Origin of the sequence: Enterobacter sp. GD03975, from assembly GCF_029838645.1 — a bacterium.
GTDB classification, from domain to species: Bacteria; Pseudomonadota; Gammaproteobacteria; order Enterobacterales; family Enterobacteriaceae; genus Enterobacter; species Enterobacter quasihormaechei.
Genome location: NZ_JAOBZC010000002.1, coordinates 77,606 through 101,465 on the forward strand (window position 1 = coordinate 77,606; position 23,860 = coordinate 101,465).

21 protein-coding genes and 5 tRNA genes are annotated in these 23,860 nt (G+C 54.8%); 5 read left to right on the forward strand and 21 right to left on the reverse strand.

What is annotated here, in order from left to right:
• Nucleotides 1-39 precede the first annotated feature (39 nt).
• Complete coding sequence (gene aroG, locus N5C09_RS04010; protein WP_107534944.1) at nucleotides 40-1,092, reverse strand: 3-deoxy-7-phosphoheptulonate synthase AroG; 1,053 nt, start codon at nucleotides 1,090-1,092, stop codon at nucleotides 40-42.
• Nucleotides 1,093-1,396: 304 nt separating this feature from the next.
• Here aroG and N5C09_RS04015 point away from each other — a divergent pair, with 304 nt between their 5' ends.
• Together N5C09_RS04015 and zitB are read left to right on the forward strand one after the other, a co-directional pair.
• The gene (locus N5C09_RS04015; RefSeq protein WP_063866126.1) at nucleotides 1,397-1,756 is read left to right on the forward strand and encodes a protein YbgS; all 360 of its coding nucleotides are present in this window, start codon (nucleotides 1,397-1,399) and stop codon (nucleotides 1,754-1,756) included.
• Between the two features lie 99 nt (nucleotides 1,757-1,855).
• Nucleotides 1,856-2,794: a CDF family zinc transporter ZitB gene (gene zitB, locus N5C09_RS04020; RefSeq protein WP_102751474.1), complete on the forward strand. Its 939-nt coding sequence runs from the start codon at nucleotides 1,856-1,858 to the stop codon at nucleotides 2,792-2,794.
• On the opposite strand, the gene pnuC is transcribed toward zitB, so the two are convergent.
• The 20 genes from pnuC to mngA all read right to left on the reverse strand — a co-directional run bounded on the left by pnuC (nucleotide 2,791) and on the right by mngA (nucleotide 19,682).
• The gene (gene pnuC / locus N5C09_RS04025) at nucleotides 2,791-3,510 is read right to left on the reverse strand and encodes a nicotinamide riboside transporter PnuC (RefSeq protein ID WP_063449332.1); all 720 of its coding nucleotides are present in this window, start codon (nucleotides 3,508-3,510) and stop codon (nucleotides 2,791-2,793) included. The two genes, zitB and pnuC, sit on opposite strands and share 4 nt — an antisense overlap.
• Before the next feature lie 22 nt (nucleotides 3,511-3,532).
• Entirely contained in the window at nucleotides 3,533-4,576 is a 1,044-nt protein-coding gene (gene nadA / locus N5C09_RS04030; protein WP_279748508.1) for a quinolinate synthase NadA, read from the reverse strand.
• 331 nt (nucleotides 4,577-4,907) lie between these two features.
• A tRNA-Lys gene (locus tag N5C09_RS04035) sits at nucleotides 4,908-4,983 on the reverse strand.
• 31 nt (nucleotides 4,984-5,014) lie between these two features.
• A tRNA-Lys gene (locus N5C09_RS04040) sits at nucleotides 5,015-5,090 on the reverse strand.
• A gap of 41 nt (nucleotides 5,091-5,131) precedes the next feature.
• Nucleotides 5,132-5,207: transfer RNA gene (locus N5C09_RS04045), tRNA-Lys, on the reverse strand.
• A 3-nt stretch (nucleotides 5,208-5,210) separates the two neighbouring features.
• Nucleotides 5,211-5,286 (reverse strand) — tRNA-Val (locus N5C09_RS04050).
• A gap of 27 nt (nucleotides 5,287-5,313) precedes the next feature.
• Nucleotides 5,314-5,389, reverse strand: a tRNA-Lys gene (locus tag N5C09_RS04055).
• Nucleotides 5,390-5,550: 161 nt separating this feature from the next.
• A complete protein-coding gene (gene cpoB, locus N5C09_RS04060; RefSeq protein WP_279748509.1) occupies nucleotides 5,551-6,339 on the reverse strand; it encodes a cell division protein CpoB in 789 nt (262 codons plus the stop codon).
• A 9-nt stretch (nucleotides 6,340-6,348) separates the two neighbouring features.
• Nucleotides 6,349-6,870, reverse strand: coding sequence for a peptidoglycan-associated lipoprotein Pal (gene pal / locus N5C09_RS04065; RefSeq protein ID WP_003858578.1), 522 nt, complete (start codon nucleotides 6,868-6,870; stop codon nucleotides 6,349-6,351).
• 34 nt (nucleotides 6,871-6,904) lie between these two features.
• On the reverse strand, nucleotides 6,905-8,197 hold the full coding sequence (gene tolB, locus N5C09_RS04070; protein ID WP_063866121.1) for a Tol-Pal system beta propeller repeat protein TolB: 1,293 nt from the start codon (nucleotides 8,195-8,197) through the stop codon (nucleotides 6,905-6,907).
• A 129-nt stretch (nucleotides 8,198-8,326) separates the two neighbouring features.
• On the reverse strand, nucleotides 8,327-9,580 hold the full coding sequence (gene tolA, locus N5C09_RS04075; RefSeq protein ID WP_107534941.1) for a cell envelope integrity protein TolA: 1,254 nt from the start codon (nucleotides 9,578-9,580) through the stop codon (nucleotides 8,327-8,329).
• A gap of 28 nt (nucleotides 9,581-9,608) precedes the next feature.
• On the reverse strand, nucleotides 9,609-10,037 hold the full coding sequence (tolR, locus tag N5C09_RS04080) for a colicin uptake protein TolR (protein ID WP_003858589.1): 429 nt from the start codon (nucleotides 10,035-10,037) through the stop codon (nucleotides 9,609-9,611).
• 3 nt (nucleotides 10,038-10,040) lie between these two features.
• Entirely contained in the window at nucleotides 10,041-10,733 is a 693-nt protein-coding gene (tolQ, locus tag N5C09_RS04085; RefSeq protein WP_072201887.1) for a Tol-Pal system protein TolQ, read from the reverse strand.
• Complete coding sequence (gene ybgC, locus N5C09_RS04090; protein WP_003858593.1) at nucleotides 10,730-11,134, reverse strand: tol-pal system-associated acyl-CoA thioesterase; 405 nt, start codon at nucleotides 11,132-11,134, stop codon at nucleotides 10,730-10,732. The genes tolQ and ybgC overlap by 4 nt, the downstream gene beginning before the upstream one ends.
• Nucleotides 11,135-11,282: 148 nt before the next feature.
• Complete coding sequence (gene ybgE, locus N5C09_RS04095) at nucleotides 11,283-11,573, reverse strand: cyd operon protein YbgE (RefSeq protein ID WP_003858596.1); 291 nt, start codon at nucleotides 11,571-11,573, stop codon at nucleotides 11,283-11,285.
• Nucleotides 11,573-11,686 (reverse strand): cytochrome bd-I oxidase subunit CydX, encoded by a 114-nt coding sequence (gene cydX, locus N5C09_RS04100; RefSeq protein WP_006177208.1) that lies wholly within the window; start codon nucleotides 11,684-11,686, stop codon nucleotides 11,573-11,575. Before cydX ends, ybgE begins: the two co-directional genes overlap by 1 nt.
• 14 nt (nucleotides 11,687-11,700) lie before the next feature.
• Nucleotides 11,701-12,840 carry a cytochrome d ubiquinol oxidase subunit II gene (gene cydB, locus N5C09_RS04105; RefSeq protein ID WP_279748510.1) on the reverse strand — a complete coding sequence of 380 codons (1,140 nt, stop codon included), beginning with the start codon at nucleotides 12,838-12,840 and terminating at the stop codon, nucleotides 11,701-11,703.
• A gap of 15 nt (nucleotides 12,841-12,855) precedes the next feature.
• Complete coding sequence (cydA, locus tag N5C09_RS04110; RefSeq protein ID WP_063449338.1) at nucleotides 12,856-14,424, reverse strand: cytochrome ubiquinol oxidase subunit I; 1,569 nt, start codon at nucleotides 14,422-14,424, stop codon at nucleotides 12,856-12,858.
• Between the two features lie 681 nt (nucleotides 14,425-15,105).
• Nucleotides 15,106-17,742: a mannosylglycerate hydrolase gene (mngB, locus tag N5C09_RS04115; RefSeq protein WP_279748511.1), complete on the reverse strand. Its 2,637-nt coding sequence runs from the start codon at nucleotides 17,740-17,742 to the stop codon at nucleotides 15,106-15,108.
• A 23-nt stretch (nucleotides 17,743-17,765) separates the two neighbouring features.
• Nucleotides 17,766-19,682 carry a PTS 2-O-a-mannosyl-D-glycerate transporter subunit IIABC gene (mngA, locus tag N5C09_RS04120; protein ID WP_279748664.1) on the reverse strand — a complete coding sequence of 639 codons (1,917 nt, stop codon included), beginning with the start codon at nucleotides 19,680-19,682 and terminating at the stop codon, nucleotides 17,766-17,768.
• Between the two features lie 175 nt (nucleotides 19,683-19,857).
• Between mngA and N5C09_RS04125 the strand changes: the two genes are divergently transcribed.
• From N5C09_RS04125 to N5C09_RS04135, 3 genes are all read left to right on the forward strand, one after another.
• Nucleotides 19,858-20,574, forward strand: a complete 717-nt coding sequence (locus tag N5C09_RS04125; protein WP_131636192.1) for a GntR family transcriptional regulator — start codon at nucleotides 19,858-19,860, stop codon at nucleotides 20,572-20,574.
• A 336-nt stretch (nucleotides 20,575-20,910) separates the two neighbouring features.
• On the forward strand, nucleotides 20,911-22,863 hold the full coding sequence (locus tag N5C09_RS04130; protein WP_279748512.1) for an alkyl sulfatase dimerization domain-containing protein: 1,953 nt from the start codon (nucleotides 20,911-20,913) through the stop codon (nucleotides 22,861-22,863).
• 64 nt (nucleotides 22,864-22,927) lie between these two features.
• A complete protein-coding gene (locus N5C09_RS04135) occupies nucleotides 22,928-23,851 on the forward strand; it encodes a transporter (protein ID WP_204641787.1) in 924 nt (307 codons plus the stop codon).
• Nucleotides 23,852-23,860 lie beyond the last annotated feature (9 nt).

The following is a 23,860-nucleotide window of genomic DNA, read 5'->3' on the forward strand; positions in this document are numbered from 1 at the left end:
CGTGGAGCAATCCACGCTTTTTTATTGTCCGCGACAGACTTAGCCGCGACGCGCTTTTACCGCATCCGCCAGCTGGCGCAGGATCGCATCGGTATCTTCCCAGCCAATGCAGGCATCCGTCACGCTCTTACCGTAGACCAGCGGTTCGCTGCCCTCAAGATTCTGGTTGCCTTCCACCAGATGGCTCTCGATCATCACCCCAATCACCGCGCGTTCACCGTTGGCGATTTGCTGACAAACATCCGCCCCGACTTCCATCTGCTTTTTGAACTGTTTGCTGGAGTTCGCATGGCTGAAATCGATCATCACCTGCGGCGCCAGTCCCGCTTTCTCCAGACCCGCCTTCACTTCCGCCACGTGTTTTGCGCTGTAGTTAGGCTCTTTACCGCCGCGCAGAATGATATGGCAGTCGCCGTTACCGCTGGTATTAACGATAGCCGAGTGGCCCCACTTGGTCACCGACAGGAAGCAGTGCGGCGCGCCAGCCGCATTGATGGCATCAATCGCGACCTTGATGGTGCCATCCGTGCCGTTTTTGAAGCCGACCGGGCATGAGAGACCAGACGCCAGCTCGCGGTGAACCTGAGATTCCGTGGTGCGCGCGCCGATGGCGCCCCAACTCATCAGGTCAGCCAGATACTGCGGCGTGATCATATCCAGGAATTCTCCCGCCGCCGGCAGCCCGCTGTCGTTAATTTCCAGCAGTAGCTTACGCGCAATGCGCAGGCCATCGTTGATCTGGAAGCTGTTATCCATGTGCGGATCGTTAATCAGCCCTTTCCAGCCCACGGTGGTACGCGGTTTTTCGAAATAGACGCGCATCACGATTTCCAGTTCGTCCTTCAGCTCTTCACGCAGGGTGAGCAGTCGTGACGCGTACTCTTTGGCCGCAGCAGGATCGTGAATAGAGCACGGCCCGATCACCACCAGAAGACGATCGTCGCTACCTTTGAGGATCTTGTGGATCGCCTTGCGGGCATGAGACACCGTGTTGGCGGCATTTTCAGTGGCGGGGAATTTTTCAAGGAGCGCTACGGGAGGTAATAACTCATTGATCTCTTTAATACGTAAATCGTCGTTCTGATAATTCATCTTCTTTCCGGCTCTGCCATATCTTTAGTAATGAAAGCAATGCTTTCAATCTAACTTGTCGGCCTTGAAGTGTAAACGGGCTTTTACACTTCACGCAGATAATTCCTGGAATTCGCCTAAAATTCACCACAAAATAGCGAAAAATGAGATCTGGCCTAAACTTTTTACTTGTAACAGCTGAATTTAAATATTTATACGCGATTCCATTCTGCCCTCACGCAGAAATCCGGGATCTTTCGCCACTGAACAAGATGCACTGTTGGAGAATGTTATCCAGCGTAACGATAAGAACAGGAGCACCATGATGAAAATGACGAAACTGACTACGCTTTTCCTGACGGCAACCCTTACCCTGGCAAGCGGCAGCGTGCTGGCAGCCGATGCAGGTTCATCCGGCAGCAACGGTGACGCGAATGCTGCCGCCGAAGCAGGCCAGGTTGCGCCGGATGCAAAACAGAATATTGCGCCAAATAATGTTGATAACAGCAATATCAACACGGGCAATACTAACACCAGCGGTACGAATACCGGCACCATGAACCACGACGGCATGACCAACGATGAGGTTCATAAAAACTCGATGTGTAAAGACGGTAAATGTCCGGATCCCAATGACAAAGTGGGTAGCGATGCCAATACCAAAACGGACGGCACCACTCAGTAAGCCTGTCTAAGAAGAAATAAGGAGAGCGCATGCTCTCCTTTTTTATTTAAGCACTTAAAAACGCTACACTAAAAATAATAATAAATCAGGAAAGATATCATGGCGCATTCCCACTCCCATTCTCCCTCTTCCGGCGATGAAAACGCCAAACGGCTTCTGCTGGCATTTGCGGTCACCGCCACGTTTATGGTTATTGAGGTCATCGGTGGCCTTATATCCGGCTCGCTGGCGCTGCTGGCCGATGCAGGTCACATGCTTACCGATGCCGCAGCGCTGCTCTTCGCGCTGCTGGCCGTTCAGTTTGCCCGTCGCCCGCCCAATGCCCGCCACACGTTTGGCTGGCTCAGGCTGACCACGCTTGCCGCCTTTGTGAATGCGATTGCCTTAGTGGTGATTACCATACTCATCGTCTGGGAGGCTTTTCAGCGCTTTCGGCATCCTCAACCGGTAGCCGGCACAACGATGATGGTGATTGCCATTGCCGGCCTGGTTGCCAATATTCTGGCGTTCTGGATATTGCACCGCGGCAGCAGCGAAAAAAATCTGAACGTGCGGGCCGCGGCGCTCCACGTGCTCGGTGATTTGCTGGGTTCTGTTGGTGCGATTGTGGCCGCGCTGATCATTATGGGCACGGGCTGGACCCCTATCGACCCGATTCTTTCCGTGCTGGTATCGTGCCTGGTATTGCGCAGCGCCTGGCGGCTGTTGAAGGAGAGCGTAAATGAGCTGCTGGAAGGCGCGCCCACGTCACTGGATATTGGCGAACTGAAGCGCAACCTGAGTCGCTCCATTCCTGAGGTTCGTAACGTTCATCACGTTCACGTCTGGCTGGTTGGCGAAAAACCGCTTATGACGCTGCACGTTCAGGTTGTTCCGCCCCACGATCACGACGCGCTCCTTGAACGTATTCAGCATTTCCTTGAGCATCACTATGAGATTGCGCACTCCACTATCCAGATGGAGTACCAGCCTTGCAGCGGGCCAGACTGCCACCTTAACGAGGCGCAGTCCGGCCACTCACACGCACATCACCATTAACGGGAAAGCGCGCGAGAGCCACGCTCACGCGCGCTGTTAATCCACATGCGGCTGCCGTTGAGAGCAATGAAGGTCAGCAGCATGTACTCCAGCGACATGGCATAAACGCCCTGAAGGGCAAAAATCACCACGCTAATCACGTTAATCACCACCCACAACAGCCAGTTCTCAACGTATTTACGCGTCATCAAGATCATCGCCGCAATCGACAGTACCATCATGCAGGAATCCCAGAACGGGAAGGCGTCCGGCTGAAGCTCTGGCAGGGTGACGTTCAATCCCAGCCCCGACATCACCGAGACCGCCACGCGCGTCAGGAAGGCAAAAACCGGATCGATAAAGACGGTCATCAGGCCGATAGCCACCACGCAGGCCGCGAGCCAGGCGAGGGCTTTTGGCAACGGCAGCCAGCGGATTTGCAGCTCCGCCTCCTGCTGGCTGTTTTGCCGCGACCAGGCATACCAGCCGTAGATGTTGGCCGCGAAGAAGAACAGCTGTAGAAGCAGGCTGGCGTAGAGCTGGATCTGGAAGAAGATGATCGCAAACAGCGTAACGTTAATCAGCCCGAACGCATAGTTGCTGATCTTCTCAAGGCTAGCCAGCCAGATACAGAGTAAACCGGCCAACGTACCTACCGCTTCAATCCACGACAGGTCATAGCCGCCCGCACCGATGGGGATGTGAACCAGGATGTTCTGTGTACTAAAAAAATCCATTTTTTCTCCGGGGCGTAATAAGTTAAGTACGTAGTGTAGCCGCAAAATCCAGCATGCGGTTAAGCGGAATTAACGCGCCTTCACGCAGGGCAGCATCCACGTGGATCTCATGCGCAGCGCCACCGTTCTCCAGCCCCTCCGCAATGGCTTTGAGGCCATTCATCGCCATCCACGGGCAGTGCGCGCAGCTACGGCAGGTCGCCCCTTCTCCGGCGGTTGGCGCTTCAAGCAGCTCTTTTTCCGGCACGGCCTGCTGCATTTTGTAGAAAATACCGCGATCGGTCGCCACGATGAGCTGCTTGTGTGGCAGCGTTTTTGCCGCGTTAATTAACTGGCTGGTTGAGCCGACGGCGTCCGCCATCTCGACGATCGACTGCGGGGATTCCGGGTGCACCAGAATCGCGGCCTGCGGATGTAAGCCTTTCATCCGGGTCAGCGCCTGGGTCTTGAACTCATCGTGGACGATACAGGCACCCTGCCAGCACAGCACATCCGCACCGGTCTGTTTTTGCACGTAGTTTCCCAGATGGCGATCGGGCGCCCAGATGATTTTTTCACCCATGCTGTCCAGATGTTCAATCAGCTCAACGGCGATACTGGACGTCACTACCCAGTCTGCCCGGGCTTTGACGGCAGCGGAGGTGTTGGCGTAGACCACGACGGTACGGTCAGGGTGAGCATCACAGAAGGCGGTGAACTCATCAATCGGGCAGCCGAGATCGAGGGAGCATTCGGCATTCAGCGTCGGCATCAGAATCGTTTTTTCCGGGCTGAGGATTTTTGCCGTTTCACCCATAAAACGAACGCCCGCAACGAGAAGCGTAGAGGCAGGATGTTTAGCGCCGAAACGCGCCATCTCCAGCGAGTCTGAGATACAGCCGCCCGTCTCTTCTGCCAACTGCTGAATTTCCGGGTCAGTGTAGTAATGCGCCACCATCACCGCATCACGCGCTTTAAGAAGGCGCTTAATTTTCTCACGATAGAACTGCTTCTCATCCCGGCTTAGCGGCGCTGGCTTCGGCGGGAAGGGATAAATTGCGGCTTCGGGATCAAACATCACACTCATTATGGCTTCTCGTTTTACTGGCTTAACAATATTGTCTTTGTTTTGCGGTAGATAGCAAAAATGACGGCAATGGTGTTTTATATACTAAACAAGATAGCGAATATCAGGTGGAATGTCATCGGGAATTGGTGCCGGCAGCATTTGTCGGGTGGCGGCTTCGCCTTACCCGACCTACAAAGCACTGGAGAACGACAGATAGCAAAAAGGCGCCTTTAGGGCGCCTTTTTACATTGGTGGGTCGTGCAGGATGACTCGGCTTCGCCTCGCCCTTCGGGCCGTTGCTAAAGCAACGTTATCCTTCACGTTTAACATCTGAGTAAGACATTAAAATTGGTGGGTCGTGCAGGATTCGAACCTGCGACCAATTGATTAAAAGTCAACTGCTCTACCAACTGAGCTAACGACCCCTTACGGGATGTACTTCAAATCTATTCAGGCTGGTGGGTCGTGCAGGATTCGAACCTGCGACCAATTGATTAAAAGTCAACTGCTCTACCAACTGAGCTAACGACCCATTCGGGTGTTGCCTGAATTATCACTCGGAACCAATAAAATTGGTGGGTCGTGCAGGATTCGAACCTGCGACCAATTGATTAAAAGTCAACTGCTCTACCAACTGAGCTAACGACCCGAGTGGTGGGTGATGACGGGCTCGAACCGCCGACCCCCTCCGTGTAAAGGAGATGCTCTACCAACTGAGCTAATCACCCACTCTGTACTGCCGGAACTGCTTTAAGTGGTGGGTCGTGCAGGATTCGAACCTGCGACCAATTGATTAAAAGTCAACTGCTCTACCAACTGAGCTAACGACCCACTTTTGCGCTGCTTTCACGTTGTTTGATATCCCGTGGCAACGGCGGCATATATTACTGATTTAAGAATTCTGCGCAACAAAAATTTCGATGAAGATCACTTAACTGCTTAGGAATCATGCTGCACGACCAGAAATAACGCGATTTCTGGTCATGCGGTAATCAACCCATCGAACTTAAACGTTTTTGCGCTTGTTTGGCGCCGTCAGTGCCCGGGAATTTAGCAACCACCTGCTGATAAACCGCTTTGGCTTTAGCCGTGTCGCCTTTGTCCTGCATGATCACGCCAACTTTAAACATCGCATCCGGCGCTTTCGGTGATTTCGGGTAATTTTTCACCACAGAGGCAAAATAAAACGCCGCATCATCCTTTTTACCCTTGTTGTAATTCAACTGACCCAGCCAGTAGTTCGCATTGGGCTGGTAAGTGGAATCAGGGTACTTCTTCACGAAGTTCTGAAACGCAACGATAGCATCGTCCTGGCGCGATTTGTCCTGCACCAGGGCAATGGCCGCGTTATAGTCCGTATTCGCGTCACCGCTCTGTACAGGCGCTCCAGACGACGCTGAGGCATCTGCCGCTGGTGCAGGCGTCGCCGCACCGCTTTGATCGCCTGCTGCGGGCTGAGCAGTCGCACCGCCGCTGCTCAGGCTATCCATCTGCGACAAGATTTGCTTCTGGCGCTCCACAACCTGATTAAGCTGATACTGACTCTCCTGGATCTGACCACGAAGGGAATCGATATCGTTCTGGTTGTCGGAAAGTTGCTGCTGGAGTTGAGTTAAAAGCTGACTGTGAGCGTTAGAAATACGCTCGAGCTGAGTGACCCGGTCTTCTACCGAGCCTGAGCCGACACTACTGATTGGTGCCTGAGCAAAAGCGGCCCAGGGGGCCGCTATTCCAACCAGTAACGACAGACTCATCAGATGATGTCTGAAGTTACTGCTCATGCAATTCTCTTAGTAAACGAGTACGGCACGACGGTTTTTGGAGTAAGCCGCTTCGTCGTGACCCAGTACTGCTGGTTTTTCTTTACCGTAAGAAACGATGGAGATCTGGTCAGCAGAAACGCCTTTACCCTGGAGGTACATTTTAACAGCGTTTGCACGACGTTCACCCAGGGAGATGTTGTACTCTGGGGTACCACGTTCGTCCGCATGACCTTCTACGGTGACTTTGTAAGACGGGTTGCTACGCAGGAAGTTTGCGTGCGCATCCAGCATTGCAGCGAAGTCAGAACGGATGTCGTATTTATCCAGATCGAAGTAAACGATGTTGTTCTGCTGTAACTGCTGCATCTGAAGACGCGCTTGCTCTTCAGAAGACATATTGCCATTGCCGTTAGCGTCCATACCGGTGCCGGCACCCATCATGCCTTCGCCGCTCTGGTCATTGCTTGCGTTCTTGTTAGAAGAACACGCTGCGATTGCCATTACAGGCAGAGCGATCATCAGCCCCTTCAGCACTTTGTTCAGTTGCATTTCTAAGATTCCTTTAGTAATCAATTAATTATTATTACAGATACGGCGACCAGGCAGGTGATTTTACCTGTCCATCAGTTGCCGGAAGACGCGCTTTGAAACGCCCATCTGTAGAAACCAGATTCAGCACGGATCCCATCCCCTGAGAAGAGCTGTAGATTACCATGGTGCCGTTAGGTGCCAGACTTGGCGTTTCATCCAGGAACGTTGACGACAGTATTTGTACGCCTCCCGTTACCAGATCTTGTTTGGCAATGTGCTGCTGACCACCCGCAGTGCTGACCATTACCATTGTTTTACCATCGGCACTGACGTCAGCATCCTGGTTCTGAGAACCTTCCCAGGTAATGCGCTGCGCTGCTCCGCCGTTGATATTCATTTTATAAACTTGTGGACGACCCGCCTGGTCAGACGTGAAGGCCAGATTCTGGCTGTCCGGGAACCAGGTTGGTTCAGTATTGTTGCTACGACCATCGGTTACCTGGCGGATCTGGCCAGAGCCAATGTCCATTACATACAGGTTCAGGCTACCGGTTTTAGACAGGGCAAACGCCAGTTTAGTCCCGTCCGGAGAGAACGCAGGCGCACCGTTGTGACGTGGGAATGACGCAACCTGACGCACGGCACCGTTAGACAGCGTCTGGATAACCAGCGCGGAACGTCCGCTCTCGAAGGTCACGTACGCCAGCTTGGAGCCGTCAGGAGACCATGCCGGAGACATCAGCGGCTGCGGAGAACGGTGCACGGTGAACTGGTTGTAACCATCGTAGTCAGAGACGCGCAGCTCATAAGGGAACTGGCCGCCGTTGGTCTGCACAACGTACGCGATACGTGTACGGAACGCACCTTTAATCCCGGTCAGCTTCTCAAACACTTCGTCACTCGCCGTGTGGCCTGCATAACGCAGCCACTGCTTGTTCACTTTATAAGTGTTTTGAGCCAGAACGGTACCCGGCGCACCGCCGGTATCCACCAGCTGATACGCAACGTTATAGCCGCCGTCTGGTGCAGGCGTAACCTGGCCGACAACTACCGCATCAATACCCAGCGCAGACCACGCAGCAGGCTGAACGTCCTGCGCGGTACCCGGCTGCTGCGGCAGACGAGAACGATCTAACGGGTTAAATTTACCGCTGTTACGCAGGTCAGCTGCAACAATGCCGCCAATATCTTCAGGCGCAGCGCCCGGGCCTGCCCACTGGAACGGAACGACACCGATTGGACGCGCTGAGTCCACCCCCTGGGTGATCTCAATGCGTACTTCTGCGTGCAGTACAGCTGCCCACAGCATTAAAAAACTAACTGCTACACGTAATGCCTGCTTCATCATATCTCCCTTATCTGGGTAACCTTACCCACGATAATTTAGCAGAATGTTAACAAACCCAAATAGACAAAACTACTTATCCTGTTTACGACCATAGACTGTTTTTCAGACTTCCGTTAGAAGAGTTGATTACAGCTTAAAGTCCAGTTTGGCATCTTTTATCTTTTCATAAACAGCCTCGCTAGGCGGTTTAGGAATGTTCGCCGATCTGGCTGCGGCCAGTGCAGCCTGACAGAGCGCAGGATCGCCCCCTTCAGACGTCACGCTTTTCAACCTGCCGTCTGGCGCAAGATTGATGTGCAGTACGCACTGCTTGCCCTGATACAGGCCTGCATCAAAGAGTCGGCTCTGAATCGCAACCTGGATCTGCTTGGCATAAGCGCTGATATCTGCACCTGTTGCCCCACCGTTGGCTCCGGAGGTACCGCTGTCTTTTGACGGCTGTCCATTTCCTTTGGCCCCACCGCCCGTTTTCGGTGCATTCTTACCGGAGCTCAGGTCACCCAGCAGGTCGTCTACACCGGCGGCAGCGGCAGCTTTCTCAGCGGCTGCGGCCTTTTTAGCCGCGGCTTTTTCGGCAGCCGCTTTTTTATCGGCAGCGGCTTTCTCAGCGGCTGCTTTTTTATCAGCGGCAGCTTTTTCCGCAGCGGCGGCTTTTTCTGCCGCAGCTTTCTCGGCGGCGGCCGCTTTTTTCGCAGCATCAGCAGCCGCTTTCTTCTCGGCTTCCTGCGCAGCTTTCTTCGCGGCTTCCGCTTCGGCTTTCTTCTGTGCGTCGGCAGCCGCTTTTTTCGCCGCTTCCGCTTCCGCTTTCTTCTTCGCGTCAGCAGCCGCTTTCTTCACCGCTTCCGCTTCCGCTTTCTTCTGAGCATCAGCAGCCGCTTTCTTCGCCGCGTCTGCGGCTAACTTAGCCTGAGCATCTGCCTTCGCCTTCGCGTCTGCTGCGGCCTTGGCTGCCGCCTCTTCCGCCTGCTTCTGCTGTTCCTGGGCTTGCTTCGCTGCGGCTTCAGCCTGTTTCTGCTGCTCCGCCTGCTCTTTCGCCGCTTCCTGCGCCTGCAAACGTTCTTTCTCAAGCTGCTTCAGACGTTCCTGCTCGGCGGCCTGCTTTTCACGCAGCTCTTCCGCCTGCTGTTGCGCCTGTTTTTCACGCTGTTCTTCCGCGCGCTTTGCGCTCGCCTGCTGCTGTTGCTGACGATTATAGTTCTGCACTACCGCACCGGGATCTACCATGACGGCGTCGATGGATGAACCTCCACCACCGCCCGATGCATCAATGTGCTCATCGAACGAACTCCAGATCAGCGCTGCAAAAAGAATCACGTGCAGCACTGCGGAGACGATTATCGCTCGCTTAAGCTTGTCGTTCTGTTCGGTTGCCTTTGACACTATCGGTTCCCAAAAACTACGCAGATGATCAAATAGGCTGAGTCATTAAGCCAACTGACTTAACGCCCGCGCTATGTAGCAAGTTCAGCGCTTTGATAATTTCATCATATGGTACGTCTTTCGCACCACCGATTAAGAAGACCGTCTTCGGATTTGACTCCAGGCGTCGTTGCGCTTCAGCAATAACCTGCTCAGGGGGAAGCTGATCCATACGATCTTTCTCCACCACCACGCTGTACTGCCCTACGCCGGAAACCTCAATGATGACCGGAGGATCGTCATTGGTGCTTACCGCCTGTGATTCTGTCGCATCCGGCAGATCAACTTCCACGCTCTGGGTGATGATGGGCGCTGTCGCCATAAAGATCAGCAGCAGCACCAGCAGCACGTCCAGTAACGGAACGATATTGATTTCGGACTTGAGCTCGCGACGACCTCGTCCACGCGATCTGGCCATGGTTTACCCCTTGTTGCTCTCGGTGCTGGTAAACGCCTGACGATGCAGAATCGCGGTGAACTCTTCCATAAAGTTGTCGTAGTTCAGTTCCAGTTTGTTCACGCGCTGGTTCAGACGGTTGTACGCCATCACCGCCGGAATTGCGGCGAACAGACCGATTGCGGTCGCGATCAGTGCTTCTGCGATACCCGGTGCAACCATCTGCAACGTCGCCTGCTTCACCGCGCCCAGCGCGATAAAGGCGTGCATGATCCCCCACACTGTACCAAACAGGCCGATATACGGGCTGATGGAACCCACGGTGCCGAGGAACGGAATATGCGTTTCAAGATTTTCCAGTTCGCGGTTCATGGAGATGCGCATCGCACGCGACGCACCTTCTACTACGGCTTCCGGCGCATGGCTGTTAGCACGGTGTAAGCGAGCGAACTCTTTGAAACCACTATAGAAAATTTGTTCGGAGCCTGAAAGGCTATCACGGCGTCCCTGGCTTTCCTGGTACAGACGAGAAAGCTCGATACCCGACCAGAACTTATCTTCAAACGCTTCGGCTTCCCGGCCAGCGGCATTGAGGATACGCGTTCTCTGGATGATGATGGCCCAGGATGCGATTGAAAAACCAATCAAAATCAACATGATAAGTTTAACCAGAAGGCTTGCCTTCAGGAACAAATCAAGGATATTCATGTCAGTCACTGCTTAAACTCCGCGACAATAGACTTAGGAAGCGCACGAGGCTTCATTATGGTTGGATCAACACAGACAATCAGGACTTCAGCTGAGTTCAGTACCGTGTTCTCTGCATTGACTATCCGCTGCGTGAAAACCAGTGAAGTTCCGCGCATTGATGTAATTTCTGTTTGGACTTCGAGCATATCGTCGAGTCTGGCAGGCGCAAAATACTCAAGCGTCATCTTGCGTACCACGAAGGCAACTCGCTCAGCCAACAGCACCTGTTGACTAAAGTGATGATGGCGCAGCATCTCTGTGCGTGCCCGTTCATAAAAAGCAACGTAGCTGGCGTGGTAGACCACACCACCGGCATCGGTATCTTCGTAGTAGACACGTACCGGCCATCGAAACAGCGTTGTATTCACTTTACATCCCGGTAATACAAGAAAAGTTGGAGCTTTCAAACTTCGCTACTATACGCGCGGGAATGATGGTTTGGAATGGGGGAAAGTAAACGGAGAGTAAATTTTTATGGGCTCGGGTAAGCCCATATCGTTAACGGACATTTCTTATTCAGAAGAAGAAGAAAATCAAACCGGCGAGGAGAACCAGATCGGCAATCAGCGGGCAGAAGATGCCCTGCCAGTGAAGCGCTTTCGGACGAAAGCCAACGCCGTGAATGACCCCTGCACACACCGCCCACATAATCAGGAAGCCGTGCCAGATCTCAAGCTCGCTGGTTTTTGCCGCGAAGCGCGACGGGTCCCAGAAAATACAGCCCGCCAGCAGTAATGCCATAATGAGGGAAAGCGCCCTCAGGGGGCGCTTATCCATTACCGCATATAACGTTGCGATAATGTTCATTAGTGCTTTTCTTCACCTGCTTTGGACGCTTCAACATGCTCAAGCGCCAGGGCAGTAATGACACCAAATGCACAGGCAAGAAGCGTCCCTAAAATCCATGCGAAATACCACATATTCAGCTCCTTACTTAGTACATAGAGTGGGTGTTGCTTTCGATATGTTCTTTGGTAATACGACCGAACATTTTCCAGTAACACCAGCTGGTGTAGAGCAGGATAATCGGTACGAATACGCAAGCAACATACGTCATCAGGTTCAGCGTCAGCTGGCTGGAGGTTGCATCCCACATGGTCAGGCTAGCATTCATCATGGTGCTGGACGGCATAACGAATGGGAACATCGCAATACCCGCGGTCAGGATGATGCACGCCAGCGTCAGGGAGGAGAACACGAACGCCAGAGCGCCTTTCTCCAGACGAGACGTCAGCACGGTCAGCAGCGGCAGCAGCACACCCAGAGCCGGGATAGCCCACAGCGCAGGGGTCGTGTTGAAGTTCACCAGCCATGCACCGGCCTGACGCGTCACTTCTTTGGTCAGCGGGTTAGACGGTGCAGTATGGTTGATCGCGGAGGTCACCACGTAACCATCAATACCGTACACCACCCACACGCCTGCCAGAGCGAAGCAGACCAGCGTCACCAGCGCTGCAACCTGCGCGGTTGCGCGGGAACGCAGGTGCAGTTCACCCACGGTACGCATCTGAAGGTAGGTTGCGCCCTGGGTGATAATCATCGCCACGCTCACCACGCCCGCCAGCAGACCAAACGGATTCAGCAGCTGGAAGAAGTTACCGGTGTAGAACAGACGCATATATTCGTCGACGTGGAACGGTACGCCCTGCAACAGGTTACCGAACGCCACACCAATGACCAGCGGTGGAACGAAGCTACCAATGAAGATGCCCCAGTCCCACATGTTACGCCAGCGGGTGTCTTCAATCTTGGAACGGTAGTCAAAACCCACCGGACGGAAGAATAAAGAGGCCAGCACCAGAATCATCGCCACATAGAAGCCGGAGAACGCAGCCGCGTAGACCATCGGCCAGGCAGCGAACAGCGCGCCGCCTGCGGTGATCAGCCACACCTGGTTACCGTCCCAGTGCGGGGCGATGGAGTTAATCATGATTCGACGCTCGGTGTCATTACGACCGAGGAAACGGGTGAGCATGCCCACGCCCATGTCGAAACCATCGGTGACCGCAAATCCAATCAGCAGAACGCCGATCAGCAGCCACCAGACAAAACGCAATACTTCATAATCGATCATTTGATGACTCCTGTCTTAGCGTGCCGGCTGAGTAGTCACAGCAGACTGCTCGTAGTGGTAGCGACCGGTTTTCAGGCTGCTTGGGCCAAGGCGCGCGAACTTGAACATCAGGAACAGTTCAGCCACCAGGAACAGGGTGTACAGACCGCAAATGAGCAGCATGGAGAAGATCAGGTCGCCTGCGGTCAGGGAGGAGTTCGCTACCGCGGTTGGCAGCACCTCACCGATCGCCCACGGCTGACGGCCATACTCCGCGACAAACCAGCCGGACTCGATTGCGATCCACGGCAGTGGAATACCGTACAGCGCGGTGCGCAGCAGCCATTTTTTCTCGCCGATGCGGTTACGAATGACGGACCAGAACGAGGCCGCGATGATCAGCAGCATAATAATGCCGCAACCGACCATGATGCGGAACGCAAAGTAGAGCGGCGCAACGCGTGGAATGGAGTCTTTGGTTGCCATCTGAATCTGCTCTTCCGTCGCGTCGGAGACGTTCGGGGTATAGCGTTTCAGCAGCAGGCCGTAGCCCAGGTCTTTTTTCACGTCGTTAAAGCGATCGCGAACGGCCTGGTCGGTAGAACCGGCGCGCAGCTGTTCCAGCAGCGAGTAGGCTTTCATCCCGTTACGGATACGCTCTTCATGCTGCACCATCAGATCTTTCAGGCCAGTAACCTGTTTGTCGACGGAGCGCGTGGCGATAATACCCAGAGCGTAAGGAATTTGAATGGCGAAGCGGTTTTCCTGCGCATCCTGGTCAGGCACGCCGAACAGGGTAAACGCGGCAGGCGCCGGCTGGGTTTCCCATTCCGCTTCAATCGCGGCCAGCTTGGTTTTCTGCACGTCGCCCATTTCGTAACCGGATTCATCACCCAGAACAATAACGGACAAAATCGCCGCCATGCCGAAGCTTGCTGCGATAGCAAAGGAGCGTTTCGCAAACGCGAAGTCACGACCGCGCAGCATATAGTAGGAGCTGATGCCCAGCACGAACATCGCGCCGCAGACGTAGCCAGACGCCACGGTGTGGACGAATTTCACCTGAGCAACCGGGTTCAGGACGAGTTCAGCGAAACTGACCATCTCCATACGCATGGTTTCGAAGTTGAAATCAGACGCGATGGGGTTTTGCATCCAGCCGTTCGCCACCAGGATCCACAGCGCGGACAGGTTGGAGCCTAATGCCACCAGCCAGGTTACCGCCATATGCTGGACTTTACCCAGACGGTCCCAACCGAAGAAGAACAGACCTACAAAGGTGGATTCGAGGAAGAAGGCCATCAGACCTTCAATGGCCAGCGGCGCACCAAAAATATCCCCAACGTAGTGGGAATAGTAAGACCAGTTAGTCCCGAACTGGAACTCCATGGTCAGACCGGTTGCCACGCCCAGCGCAAAGTTGATGCCAAACAACTTGCCCCAGAACTTGGTCATATCTTTATAAATCTGTTTGCCGGAGAGGACGTAAACCGTTTCCATGATCGCCAGCAGGAACGCCATACCCAGCGTCAGCGGCACAAACAGGAAGTGGTACATCGCGGTCAAGGCAAACTGTAAGCGCGACAGTTCGACTACGTCTAACATTATGACTCCTTGCTCATCGCATGAAGACTCCGAGAGTGAACCCCGTTAGATAAGGATCCACACGCATGCCCCAATACAAAGTTATCTGCGTCCCTTCTTCGTTGCTTATTCTCCGGAGGGGGAAAAAGCAACGATGAAAGGTTACAAATACGTTAAGAAAAAACCAAATTGATCCCGTAAATATAATACGCTGCAAAACCCTTACAATAAACAGGTTTTTATTCGAACAGATTTACGTTTTTCGACGGCGATCAATTTATAGCAAAATTACCACTTTTCGGCCATTTTGATCGGGAACAATTTAACGCCTTTTGGAGCCTTTTTCCAAGCATTAAACATTGATTTAAATCAAAAACGCCGGCATCTGTTAACGATGTTTCTTTGTGGTATGCATAGTAAAGACCTTGTTAATTACATGTATATTTTTAGGCGCGCGGCGTTATAAAAGGCAGAAGAGAATATAAACAGTTGTGATTTTTATTAACGCGACAGGAAAATCGTATTTTGTGGACGACGAAACATATTCTGTTATCCGCTTCACAGTATTTTTTTATTACTTTGCCATCAGAATAAATGATTACATTTTATTCACCTTTAGCGGCATTAAAATTAACACCCCTGTGTGACCTTTTAATGAAAAAAAAAGGCCGCACCCCCTGCGGCCTTTTGTTAAGCCAGGTATTACCTCTCTATCCTGACGCTAAAGGTTCGGGACTGGCACGGACGGAACGGACCAGAAATGCCCGCACTCTCCTCCCCTGCCGCGTCGGGCATCTCATTCATGTTCGTTTCGCAACAGGCCAGCACCACGCGGTTCACTGACAGGGCGACGTCGCAGGATTGCGTCTCGGACGGGTTGTAGAGACGCACTATCATCTCGTCACGATCCTCTGCTTTCTTCAGCGCGCTGAGCACGCATCCGTTTGGCGAAAGCGTTAGCAGACTGTAGCTGCCGGGCGTGATGAAGGCGGTGCGGTTAAGCTTCATCGCATCCCAGGGGATTTTGTTGTAGCAGTGCACCGGCGTTAACCACGACTTCGCCTGCTGCGCAACGCCGGCACTCACGGGCGTGCTGGTAAACGTGAACAGGCTGAAGCGACAGCGTAGCTGGCCCCGCACCTGCGAATCCGGCACCGGCATTTTGATCCCGGACGGCCTGCCCGGGCGCAAAAGTAAATCCTCTTTTCCAAGCAGCCCCACGCCGCGAAGCAACGTCAGGGCAAATGTTTTTTGACGCTCGCCGGTCACCTCAAATTCGCGCAACCCTTCGGTGAACAGCGCCATCCCGTTACGCCGTTCCTGGAGTACCGCGTAGTTGAGCAGGTTCCACACCGGCAGAGGCGCTTCCTTCCATCCTTCCTCCTGCCAGTTCGCCATCGCTTCATCCCGTACGGGGCGCGTCAGCGAACCGAACTGGGTATCGGCTAATACCGCCTCCGTGGTGAACGGCGTCGGGATCAGCACCCGCACGCGATGGTCATCCGCGTGATTGCCGAGACGCGCCTCAACGTCGATACGCCGGCTGTTATGGCCGAGCGTGACCGTCAGTTCTGCCTCAAGCATCCCCGTCTGCTGACGCGCAGAACGTTCGGCAAGATTCGCCGGCACCGCCATGCGATGGCGGATCACCGCCCTGCTCTGCCAGGCCTCGTGGATCACCTCAACGTCGTGCTCGCCCTGCGCGGAAGTGAGCCGCCACTCTTCCCGAGAGGGCGAGTAGTCGTACTCATCGCCATCATCCGAGCTCTCTTCTATTTCCAGCGCGCGGTCATAAATCAGCCCGGACTCTTTGTCGCGCAGGCGCAGCGACCCGTCTTCATTTAACGTTATTTCCCAGAACGCATTTTCCAGCAGCGCCGCCGACGCATTTTCTGGCGCCAGCAGCTTGCCGGCCACGTGCGGCTCGACAAACAGCGTGCGGTAGCCCATTGATGGCAGGATCTGGTTGAGCTGGATGTCGAACTCCATAAAGGGCTCATAGTTGCCGTAATGCACAATCTGCCGGTCAATCAGCCCGGGGTCGATCTCGCGCGCGCTGCGGAGGTAATAAGGAATGTCATTCCCCTTATCGTCCAGCAGGCGGAACTGACTGGCGCGCAGACGTATCGTGGTGTTAATCACTTCCTCGCGCGGCCAGGGCGTCAGGTTGAACATCACCAGTTTGTCTTCATCGCTTTGCGGCATGTTGTCGACAATCTTGCGCATATAGAAGCATGCCAGGTTATCGGCCATGTCTTCCGCCAGCTCGAAGCGGGACATCACCTCGCGATGCACTTTGTCACTACAGCAGCAGCCGATACTGTCGTGGGCGTGATTCTTGAGGATCTCTTTCCACATTTTTTCCAGCAGGCCGTGGTGATACTCAAAGCCCAGCGTCCAGGCAAGCGTGGCCAGCGGCTCAAGAACGTTGACGATTTTGTTTTCTATCCGGGCGTGGGCGATTTTGATGTCCATCCGCGTGGAGCCGATGGTCCGGTGCACCCGCATGTATTTACCGTCAATAAACTCCCCTTTCAGGGTTGCCAGTTCATCGCGGTGCGCGTCGATGTGGTCAAATACCTCCTCGAAGCGGCTCATCACAAACTGACGCTGCGGATAGATTTCGCGAAGCTTATCCATCACCGCAAAAATGTTCTGCTGGAGCGGCATCTGGTCGTGGCCGTTAGGCAGCAAAATTTCTTTCGTCACGGAGGCTTTTTCGAGCACCTCTAACCAGGCGTCGAGCCGTTTCCGCAGCCCGTCTTCATCCTCCGGTAAGTACTTACCAATCGCGTAGCCCAAGGGCAGCACCTGTGCCGTCACTTCGCTGCCGTCCTGGCTTTGCCAGAGAAATTCGGTTTTATCGGTACCGTGCCGCTCGGAGCACCCGCGCCAGAACATGGTGCGCGTGATGCCAAAACCGTTATAAATGTGCGGCAATTGGGAAGACATGCCGAAGGAGTCCGGCAGATAGCCAATTTTCATCGGCTCGCCAAAGGCCATGCAGTCGCGCATGCCGTACATCAGATTGCGGACAATCGACTCGCCGGAGACAAGGGTGGTATCCGTCTGGGTATACCACGGACCCACGATCAGCTTCCCGGCCTCCACCAGCGCTTTCACGCGTGGCCTGCTTTCCGGCTTCACGGCAAAATAATCTTCCAGCACCGCCGTCTGGCCGTCGAGGACGTAGTATTTGTACTCTGCATCCTGTTCAAGACGGGTGAGGATCTCTTCCATATTATTGACCAGAAGAATACGTGACGCTTCGGTGGTGAAGTACCACTCACGGTCCCAGTGCATATGTGGCGTGATATGAACGCGAGATACAGCTTTCATCTTCGTTTCCTGTCGGTGCGTGTTTAGGATGTAATGTCTTCAGTCACGTAGGTGCCGCGCTTCACGGCGTGACGTCGCCAGAGCAGTAACATGAGCGTAGAGATGGCGGCGCCAACCAGCGCGGCGCCAAACCAGCCCGCAGCGGCCATCACGCCACCCAGCCTGGCATCATGCAGTAAGAAGAGCGAGAAAATGCCCGCTCCCGGGGTGGAAAGCCCAATGCCCATCGCCCCGACAATCGCGCCGGTCGCCATTGATCCCAGAACGAATGAGCCGATGACCCGCAGCGGATCCTCGATAGCCATCGGAATTGCCCCCTCGGTGATGCCCGCCAGCCCCAGCAGCCAGGTGGATTTGCCGGTCTCAATTTCGAACTGTTTAAACAGGCTCGGAGCCAGCATCGTTGACGCCGTCACGGTAAAGGCCGATACCATTTTGACGGAGGCAAAGATCGCATAAGGACCGTAGACGCCGTTGGCCATCGCCCCCAGGCAGAACGCGTAAGAGGCTTTGTTGACCGGGCCGCCCAGATCGAACGAGCACATAAAGCCCAGAATCGCGCCCAGAAGCAGCGCGTTCGCACCGGACAGCCCGTTAAGCCAGGCAGTCAGGGCGTTATTGATCCAGGCCACCGGTTCGCCAATCACAAACAGCATCAGGCTGCCTGCGCCCAGCACGCCCATCACCGGATAGAGATAAAAGGTCAGAAAGCCGTTGTAGCGGCTGCTCAGCCGGATGTGGTTTTTCACCCAGCGCATCAGGTAACCCGCAATCAGCCCGCCGACGATGGCCCCCAGAAAACCGGAACCAATCATATTGGCGGCCAGACCCGCAGCAAAACCCGGCGTAAGCGCAGGTTTATCCGCCAGCGAGTAAGCGGTATAGGCCGCGAGAACAGGGACCATCAGAATACCGAGCATCCCGCCGCCCAGTTTGCGGTACATCCACAGCCACGAGTTTTCCTGATCGAACAGATGCTGCAAGCCCAGGATTTGCGCCAGCAGTACCGACACGGCCAGCACCGTGCCGCCAGCAACAATCAGCGGCACCGCAAAGGAGATGCCGCTAAGAAGCGCCTGCTTAAGTTCGGTTTTAACGCGCTTTTTGGTGTCTGTGTCGACATGCGCAGGGCGCGCATCGGATACTGGCTCTAGCGCCAGAGCGCGCTTAATGAGCGCTTCCGCATGGCGTAAGGGTTCAGCCACGGGTACGGAAATGGCGGGGATCCCCTGAAAGCGTTCGCTCTCTTTGATCGCCACTTCCGCCGCGAAGATACACGCTTTGGCTTCCCGCAGCTGCTGAGCGGTAATGCGCCCCTCAACGCCGTTCGCCCCCTGCTTCTCGACCACCACATTGACGCCGAGCTTACGTCCCGCTTTTTCGAGATATTCTGCGGCCATATAGGTATGGGCGATCCCTGCCGGACAGGCGGTTACGCAGACAACCGTCGGGGCGTCGGCCAAACGCGCGCTTTCCTCTGGCTGCGGCGCATCCTCCAGGGCTGCAAGCAGCGCGTCCGCGGTGGTGGCGCTCATGACGCGCGCGCGAAGCGCATCGTCCGCCAGACGGGTGGTGAGCGCGGTTAATAGCTGCATGTGCGTCGATCCCGCTTCGGCTGGCGGAATGGCGAGGAGAAAAATCAGCTCCACGCGTTCGGGGCCATCCACCCCCTCCCACTCCAGCGGATCGGCGAGCGTCGCCACGGCAAACGCAGCCCTGCTCACGGCCACCGATTTCCCGTGCGGAACGGCAAGCCCCTCCCCCAGCGCCGTCGGCCCCTGGGCCTCACGCTGGTGGACATCACGCAAAAAAAGCGCCAGATCGGAGACTGCGCCACACCGGGCCAGCCTGCCGGCCAGTGCGTCTATGGCCTCATCACGACTGCGGAATCGCGCGTTCAGGCAGAGCGCATCTGGATGCGTTAACGCCGTCAGGTTCATCATTATGGTTACTCCCGTAAACAGACTGGCGAGAGTATCGCAGAGCGAATAAGACGATTATGTGATCATTTTCATGTTTAGCGATCATTTGTATTTAATTTGTATTATTTACAATTTCATCCGCCGAGGCATAATCGTCATCAATGGTATTAACGGAACAAGACAACGGGCGTGCATGAGCGGAAAACCGAAATATCGTCAGATCGCGGATACCCTGCGGGATCAGATCCAGCAGGGCGTGCTGGCCGCCGGGGACGCCCTGCCGACCGAATCCGCGCTCCAGGCCACCTTCGGCGTGAGCCGCGTAACCGTCCGGCAGGCCCTGAAGCTGTTGACCGAGCAGGGCATCGTGGAGAGCGTTCAGGGCAGCGGCACCTACGTTAAAGAGGAACGGGTTAATTACGACATCTACCAGCTCACCAGCTTTTACGAAAAGCTGGCGGACAGACGCGTGGAAACCCACAGCGACGTGCGGGTGTTCGAAGTGATAAAAGCCGATGCGGCGCTGGCGGCAACGATGGCGCTCGCCGAAGGCGATAAGGTCTGGCACGTTAAGCGCGTCCGCTTTATCAAGCAAAAGCCGGTTACGCTGGAAGAGACGTGGATGCCGCTGGCGCTTTTCCCCGATCTCACCTGGGAAGTGATGGAAAACTCCAAGTACCACTACATTGAGCAGATAAAGAAGATGGTCATTGACCGGAGCGAGCAGGAGATCGTCGCGGTAAATCCTACGCCAGAAACCATCGAGGCACTGGGAATCGATCCTTCCCGCCCGATTCTTGAAAAAATCTCACGCGGCTTTCTTAATGACGGGACGCTGTTTGAGTACAGCCGCAACAGCTTTAAAAGCGACGACTATCGCTTCACCTTAATTGCCCGGCGCCATCATTAAGAGGCGATGTCCTAATAGCTTCGCGTTAGGATATCGCTGACATTTAATTATTTGCCATTGCATTTCGTGGTTTATTGTAAAAATGCATTTTCCGGCTATTTATTTCATGAATAGAATTCTGTGCAGAGCATCACATTTGTTTTTCGACGCGCGACACAATCAGCGCGCGCATCCCTTGTGGCGGCTGTTTCGCCAGTCTCATACAAATAATCAATAATTACCGTCACTTTTGTTTTTATTTCCGCCGATTTATAGTAGCTGCGGATATAATTTGTCTTTTCCGAATCTGCTTTGCCGCACTCTTAGCGTGAGATTTATCACCTAAGGATGCAGGATATGAAACCGACTCTGATTGCAGTTAGTCTTTTCACGCTGTTCGCTTTTCAGGCCAGCGCAAACGACAGCGCCCCCAGCCCTTCTGCCTATACGAAAGAGCGCAATGCCGCCGTCTATAAAACGCTGGACTTCACCGACCAGCAGGGTATCGCTGACGCGAAACGCGGATTTATCGCCACGCTCACCACGCCAGTAATTAAAACCGACGGCGGCAAAACGGTAATGAATATTGACGGCTGGTCCTTCCTTAAGGGGGAAGCCCCGGCAACGGTTAACCCTTCTTTATGGCGCCACGCCCAGCTCAACAATATTTCGGGGTTATTTAAAGTCACCGATAAAATGTATCAGGTGCGCGGGCTGGATATTTCCAACATGACCATTGTTGAAGGCGACAGCGGCATTATTATTATCGATCCGCTGGTGGCGACCGATACCGCCCGTGCGGCGCTTGAGCTTTATTATCAGCACCGTCCGAAAAAGCCTGTTGTTGCCGTCATTTATACGCATAGCCATGTCGATCATTTCGGCGGCGTGAAGGGCGTCGTTTCTGAGAGCGACGTGAAGAGCGGCAAGGTGAAAATCTACGCGCCGGATGGATTCATGGAGGAAGCCACCAGCGAAAACCTGCTGGCGGGAAACGCGATGAGCCGCCGGGCGCTCTATATGTACGGCATGATGCTGAAACCCGGGCCAGAAGGCCACGTGGATAACGGCATGGGCAAATCGCTGGCAACCGGCAAAAACAGCTTAATCGCTCCGACATATATCGTGAATAAATCCGGCGACCGGGTGAACATAGACGGTATTGATATAGAGTTCCTGCTGGTTCCCGGTACGGAGGCGCCGTCCGAGATGATGATGTGGTTCCCGCAGTTCAACGTACTGGACACCACGGAGCTGCTGAACCCCAGCATGCACAACCTCTATACCCTGCGGGGCGCCAAGGCGCGTAGCGCGGTGAACTGGTGGAAAGCGCTGGACAAAGCGCTCATCACCTACGGCGATAAAGCGCAAATCACCATCAGCCAGCACCTCTGGCCTATGTGGGATAACGCCCGCATCAGGAAGTACATGGGCGACCAGCGCGACATGTATAAATACCTGAACGATCAGGTACTTAATCTGATCAACAAGGGCTATACCATGGATGAAATCGCCGAGACCATCCGCCTGCCGGACAGCCTCGCGAAAAACTGGGCCAACCAGGGCTACTACGGCACGGTCAGCCACAATGCCAAAGGCATGTACATGTATTACATGGGCTGGTACGACAGTAACCCCGCTAACCTGAATCCTCTCCCCGAAAAAGAGGCCGCGCCTAAATATATTCACCTGATGGGCGGCGAGAAGCAGGTCTACCAGCAGGCGCAGCAGGCGGTGAACAGCGGAGACTATCGCTGGGCCGCACAGCTTCTTAACCATCTGATTTTCGCCAACCCGGAGAACAAGCAGGCTAAGGCGCTACAGGCGGACGTCTTCTCCCAGCTTGGCTGGCAGAGCGAGAACGCGCTCTGGCGCAATGAGTACCTGAGCGGCGCGAAAGAGCTGCGCGACGGCGTTCCGGTTATCCCGGCCGGGTCGACAATGGACAGCGATTTAACCGCCAGCATTGCCCCTGAAGCCCTGCTTGATTATATGGGCGTGGCGCTTAACGGGCCGAAGGCCAACGGCAAACAGCTGCGCTTCAACTGGACGTTGCCTGACGGCGACAAGTGGGGGATCGCGCTTAACAACAGCGTCATCATGTACCACAAGGATCTCCCCTTCAGCGACCCTGACTTCAGCGTGAAGACCAGCGTGGCCGGGATGTCCCATTTGATAAACCACCAGCAGCCGCTGGACAAGAGTATCGCTGATGGCGAGCTCAGCGTCGACGGCAGCACCCAGAAGCTGAAGGAGCTGCTGGACCTGCTGGATACCTTCCCGCAGATGTTCAACATCGTCACCCCCTGACCCTTGCCCGCCCCTGCCCGCGCGGGCGGGGGCGTTTATTGCAAAAACATAACGGGACAATGTTATGCAAAAATCTGAACGTCATCTCGTGGTGGCCATTATCGTTCTGATCGCAGGCCTGCTGCTGGTTTTGTTGCCGCTGTACGTGCGGGCCGATAACGCCCGCGACTGGCAAAACCTGCCGAAGGACACCAATCTCATCTTCGGCTATTACAACAATGTTCATACCAATACCTCGCTCGACGGAAACCTTCCCGCCGATGGCGCCAGCGTGGACGCGGACGTGTACGTTTTACGCTACGCGCATTCGTTCGATATCGACGGACGCGTTTCAGCGATACAGGTCATCCAGCCCTACGCCAGCGTGACAGCCTCGCTGGATAATGCCAAATACCTCACCGGTTCGCTCAATCATGAAAACCTCGGCGATACCCAGGTGGTCTTTGCCCATAACCTGTTCGGCGGCCCGGCGCTCAGCGTGGAGGAATTTAAGCGCTGGCAGCCGGAGATGTTCCTGACGGGCGCGCTCTGGCTCACCCTTCCCACGGGAGACTATGACAGCGATAACGCGATCAACATCGGCGCGAACCGCTGGGCCTTTAAGCCCGAGCTGGCGTTCGGCGTGCCGCTCGGCCCGACCTGGCTGGAGCTCAACAGCTGGGTCAGTTTCTTCACCGACAATAACGACTACCAGCAAAACAGCCGCCTGGAACAGCGCCCGCTCTACACCCTCGAAGGCCACTGGAGCTATACCCTCTCGCCCGCGCTCTGGCTCTCGCTGGACTCCAGCTGGACGAAAGGCGGCGAAACCCGCGTTGACGGAACGTTGCAGGACGACGAGCAGGAGAACGTGCTGCTTGGCGGCTCTCTGGGCTTCATGCTGAGCCCGCGTTTTGGGGGGATGATCGCCTACACCGACACCACGCATCAGCGGGATGGCTCGCCGGACGTCACCACCTGGTCATTCCGTCTGCAATATCTATGGTAAGGAAGACAA

Excerpts from the sequence above, each read along its gene's own strand:
- aroG (WP_107534944.1), bottom strand. The coding sequence starts at position 1,092 with ATGAATTATCAGAACGACGATTTACGTATTAAAGAGATCAATGAGTTA.
- N5C09_RS04015 (WP_063866126.1), top strand. The coding sequence starts at position 1,397 with ATGAAAATGACGAAACTGACTACGCTTTTCCTGACGGCAACCCTTACC.
- zitB (WP_102751474.1), top strand. The coding sequence starts at position 1,856 with ATGGCGCATTCCCACTCCCATTCTCCCTCTTCCGGCGATGAAAACGCC.
- pnuC (WP_063449332.1), bottom strand. The coding sequence starts at position 3,510 with ATGGATTTTTTTAGTACACAGAACATCCTGGTTCACATCCCCATCGGT.
- nadA (WP_279748508.1), bottom strand. The coding sequence starts at position 4,576 with ATGAGTGTGATGTTTGATCCCGAAGCCGCAATTTATCCCTTCCCGCCG.
- cpoB (WP_279748509.1), bottom strand. The coding sequence starts at position 6,339 with ATGAGCAGTAACTTCAGACATCATCTGATGAGTCTGTCGTTACTGGTT.
- pal (WP_003858578.1), bottom strand. The coding sequence starts at position 6,870 with ATGCAACTGAACAAAGTGCTGAAGGGGCTGATGATCGCTCTGCCTGTA.
- tolB (WP_063866121.1), bottom strand. The coding sequence starts at position 8,197 with ATGAAGCAGGCATTACGTGTAGCAGTTAGTTTTTTAATGCTGTGGGCA.
- tolR (WP_003858589.1), bottom strand. The coding sequence starts at position 10,037 with ATGGCCAGATCGCGTGGACGAGGTCGTCGCGAGCTCAAGTCCGAAATC.
- ybgE (WP_003858596.1), bottom strand. The coding sequence starts at position 11,573 with ATGAACATTATCGCAACGTTATATGCGGTAATGGATAAGCGCCCCCTG.
- cydX (WP_006177208.1), bottom strand. The coding sequence starts at position 11,686 with ATGTGGTATTTCGCATGGATTTTAGGGACGCTTCTTGCCTGTGCATTT.
- cydB (WP_279748510.1), bottom strand. The coding sequence starts at position 12,840 with ATGATCGATTATGAAGTATTGCGTTTTGTCTGGTGGCTGCTGATCGGC.
- cydA (WP_063449338.1), bottom strand. The coding sequence starts at position 14,424 with ATGTTAGACGTAGTCGAACTGTCGCGCTTACAGTTTGCCTTGACCGCG.
- mngB (WP_279748511.1), bottom strand. The coding sequence starts at position 17,742 with ATGAAAGCTGTATCTCGCGTTCATATCACGCCACATATGCACTGGGAC.
- mngA (WP_279748664.1), bottom strand. The coding sequence starts at position 19,682 with ATGAACCTGACGGCGTTAACGCATCCAGATGCGCTCTGCCTGAACGCG.
- N5C09_RS04125 (WP_131636192.1), top strand. The coding sequence starts at position 19,858 with ATGAGCGGAAAACCGAAATATCGTCAGATCGCGGATACCCTGCGGGAT.
- N5C09_RS04130 (WP_279748512.1), top strand. The coding sequence starts at position 20,911 with ATGAAACCGACTCTGATTGCAGTTAGTCTTTTCACGCTGTTCGCTTTT.
- N5C09_RS04135 (WP_204641787.1), top strand. The coding sequence starts at position 22,928 with ATGCAAAAATCTGAACGTCATCTCGTGGTGGCCATTATCGTTCTGATC.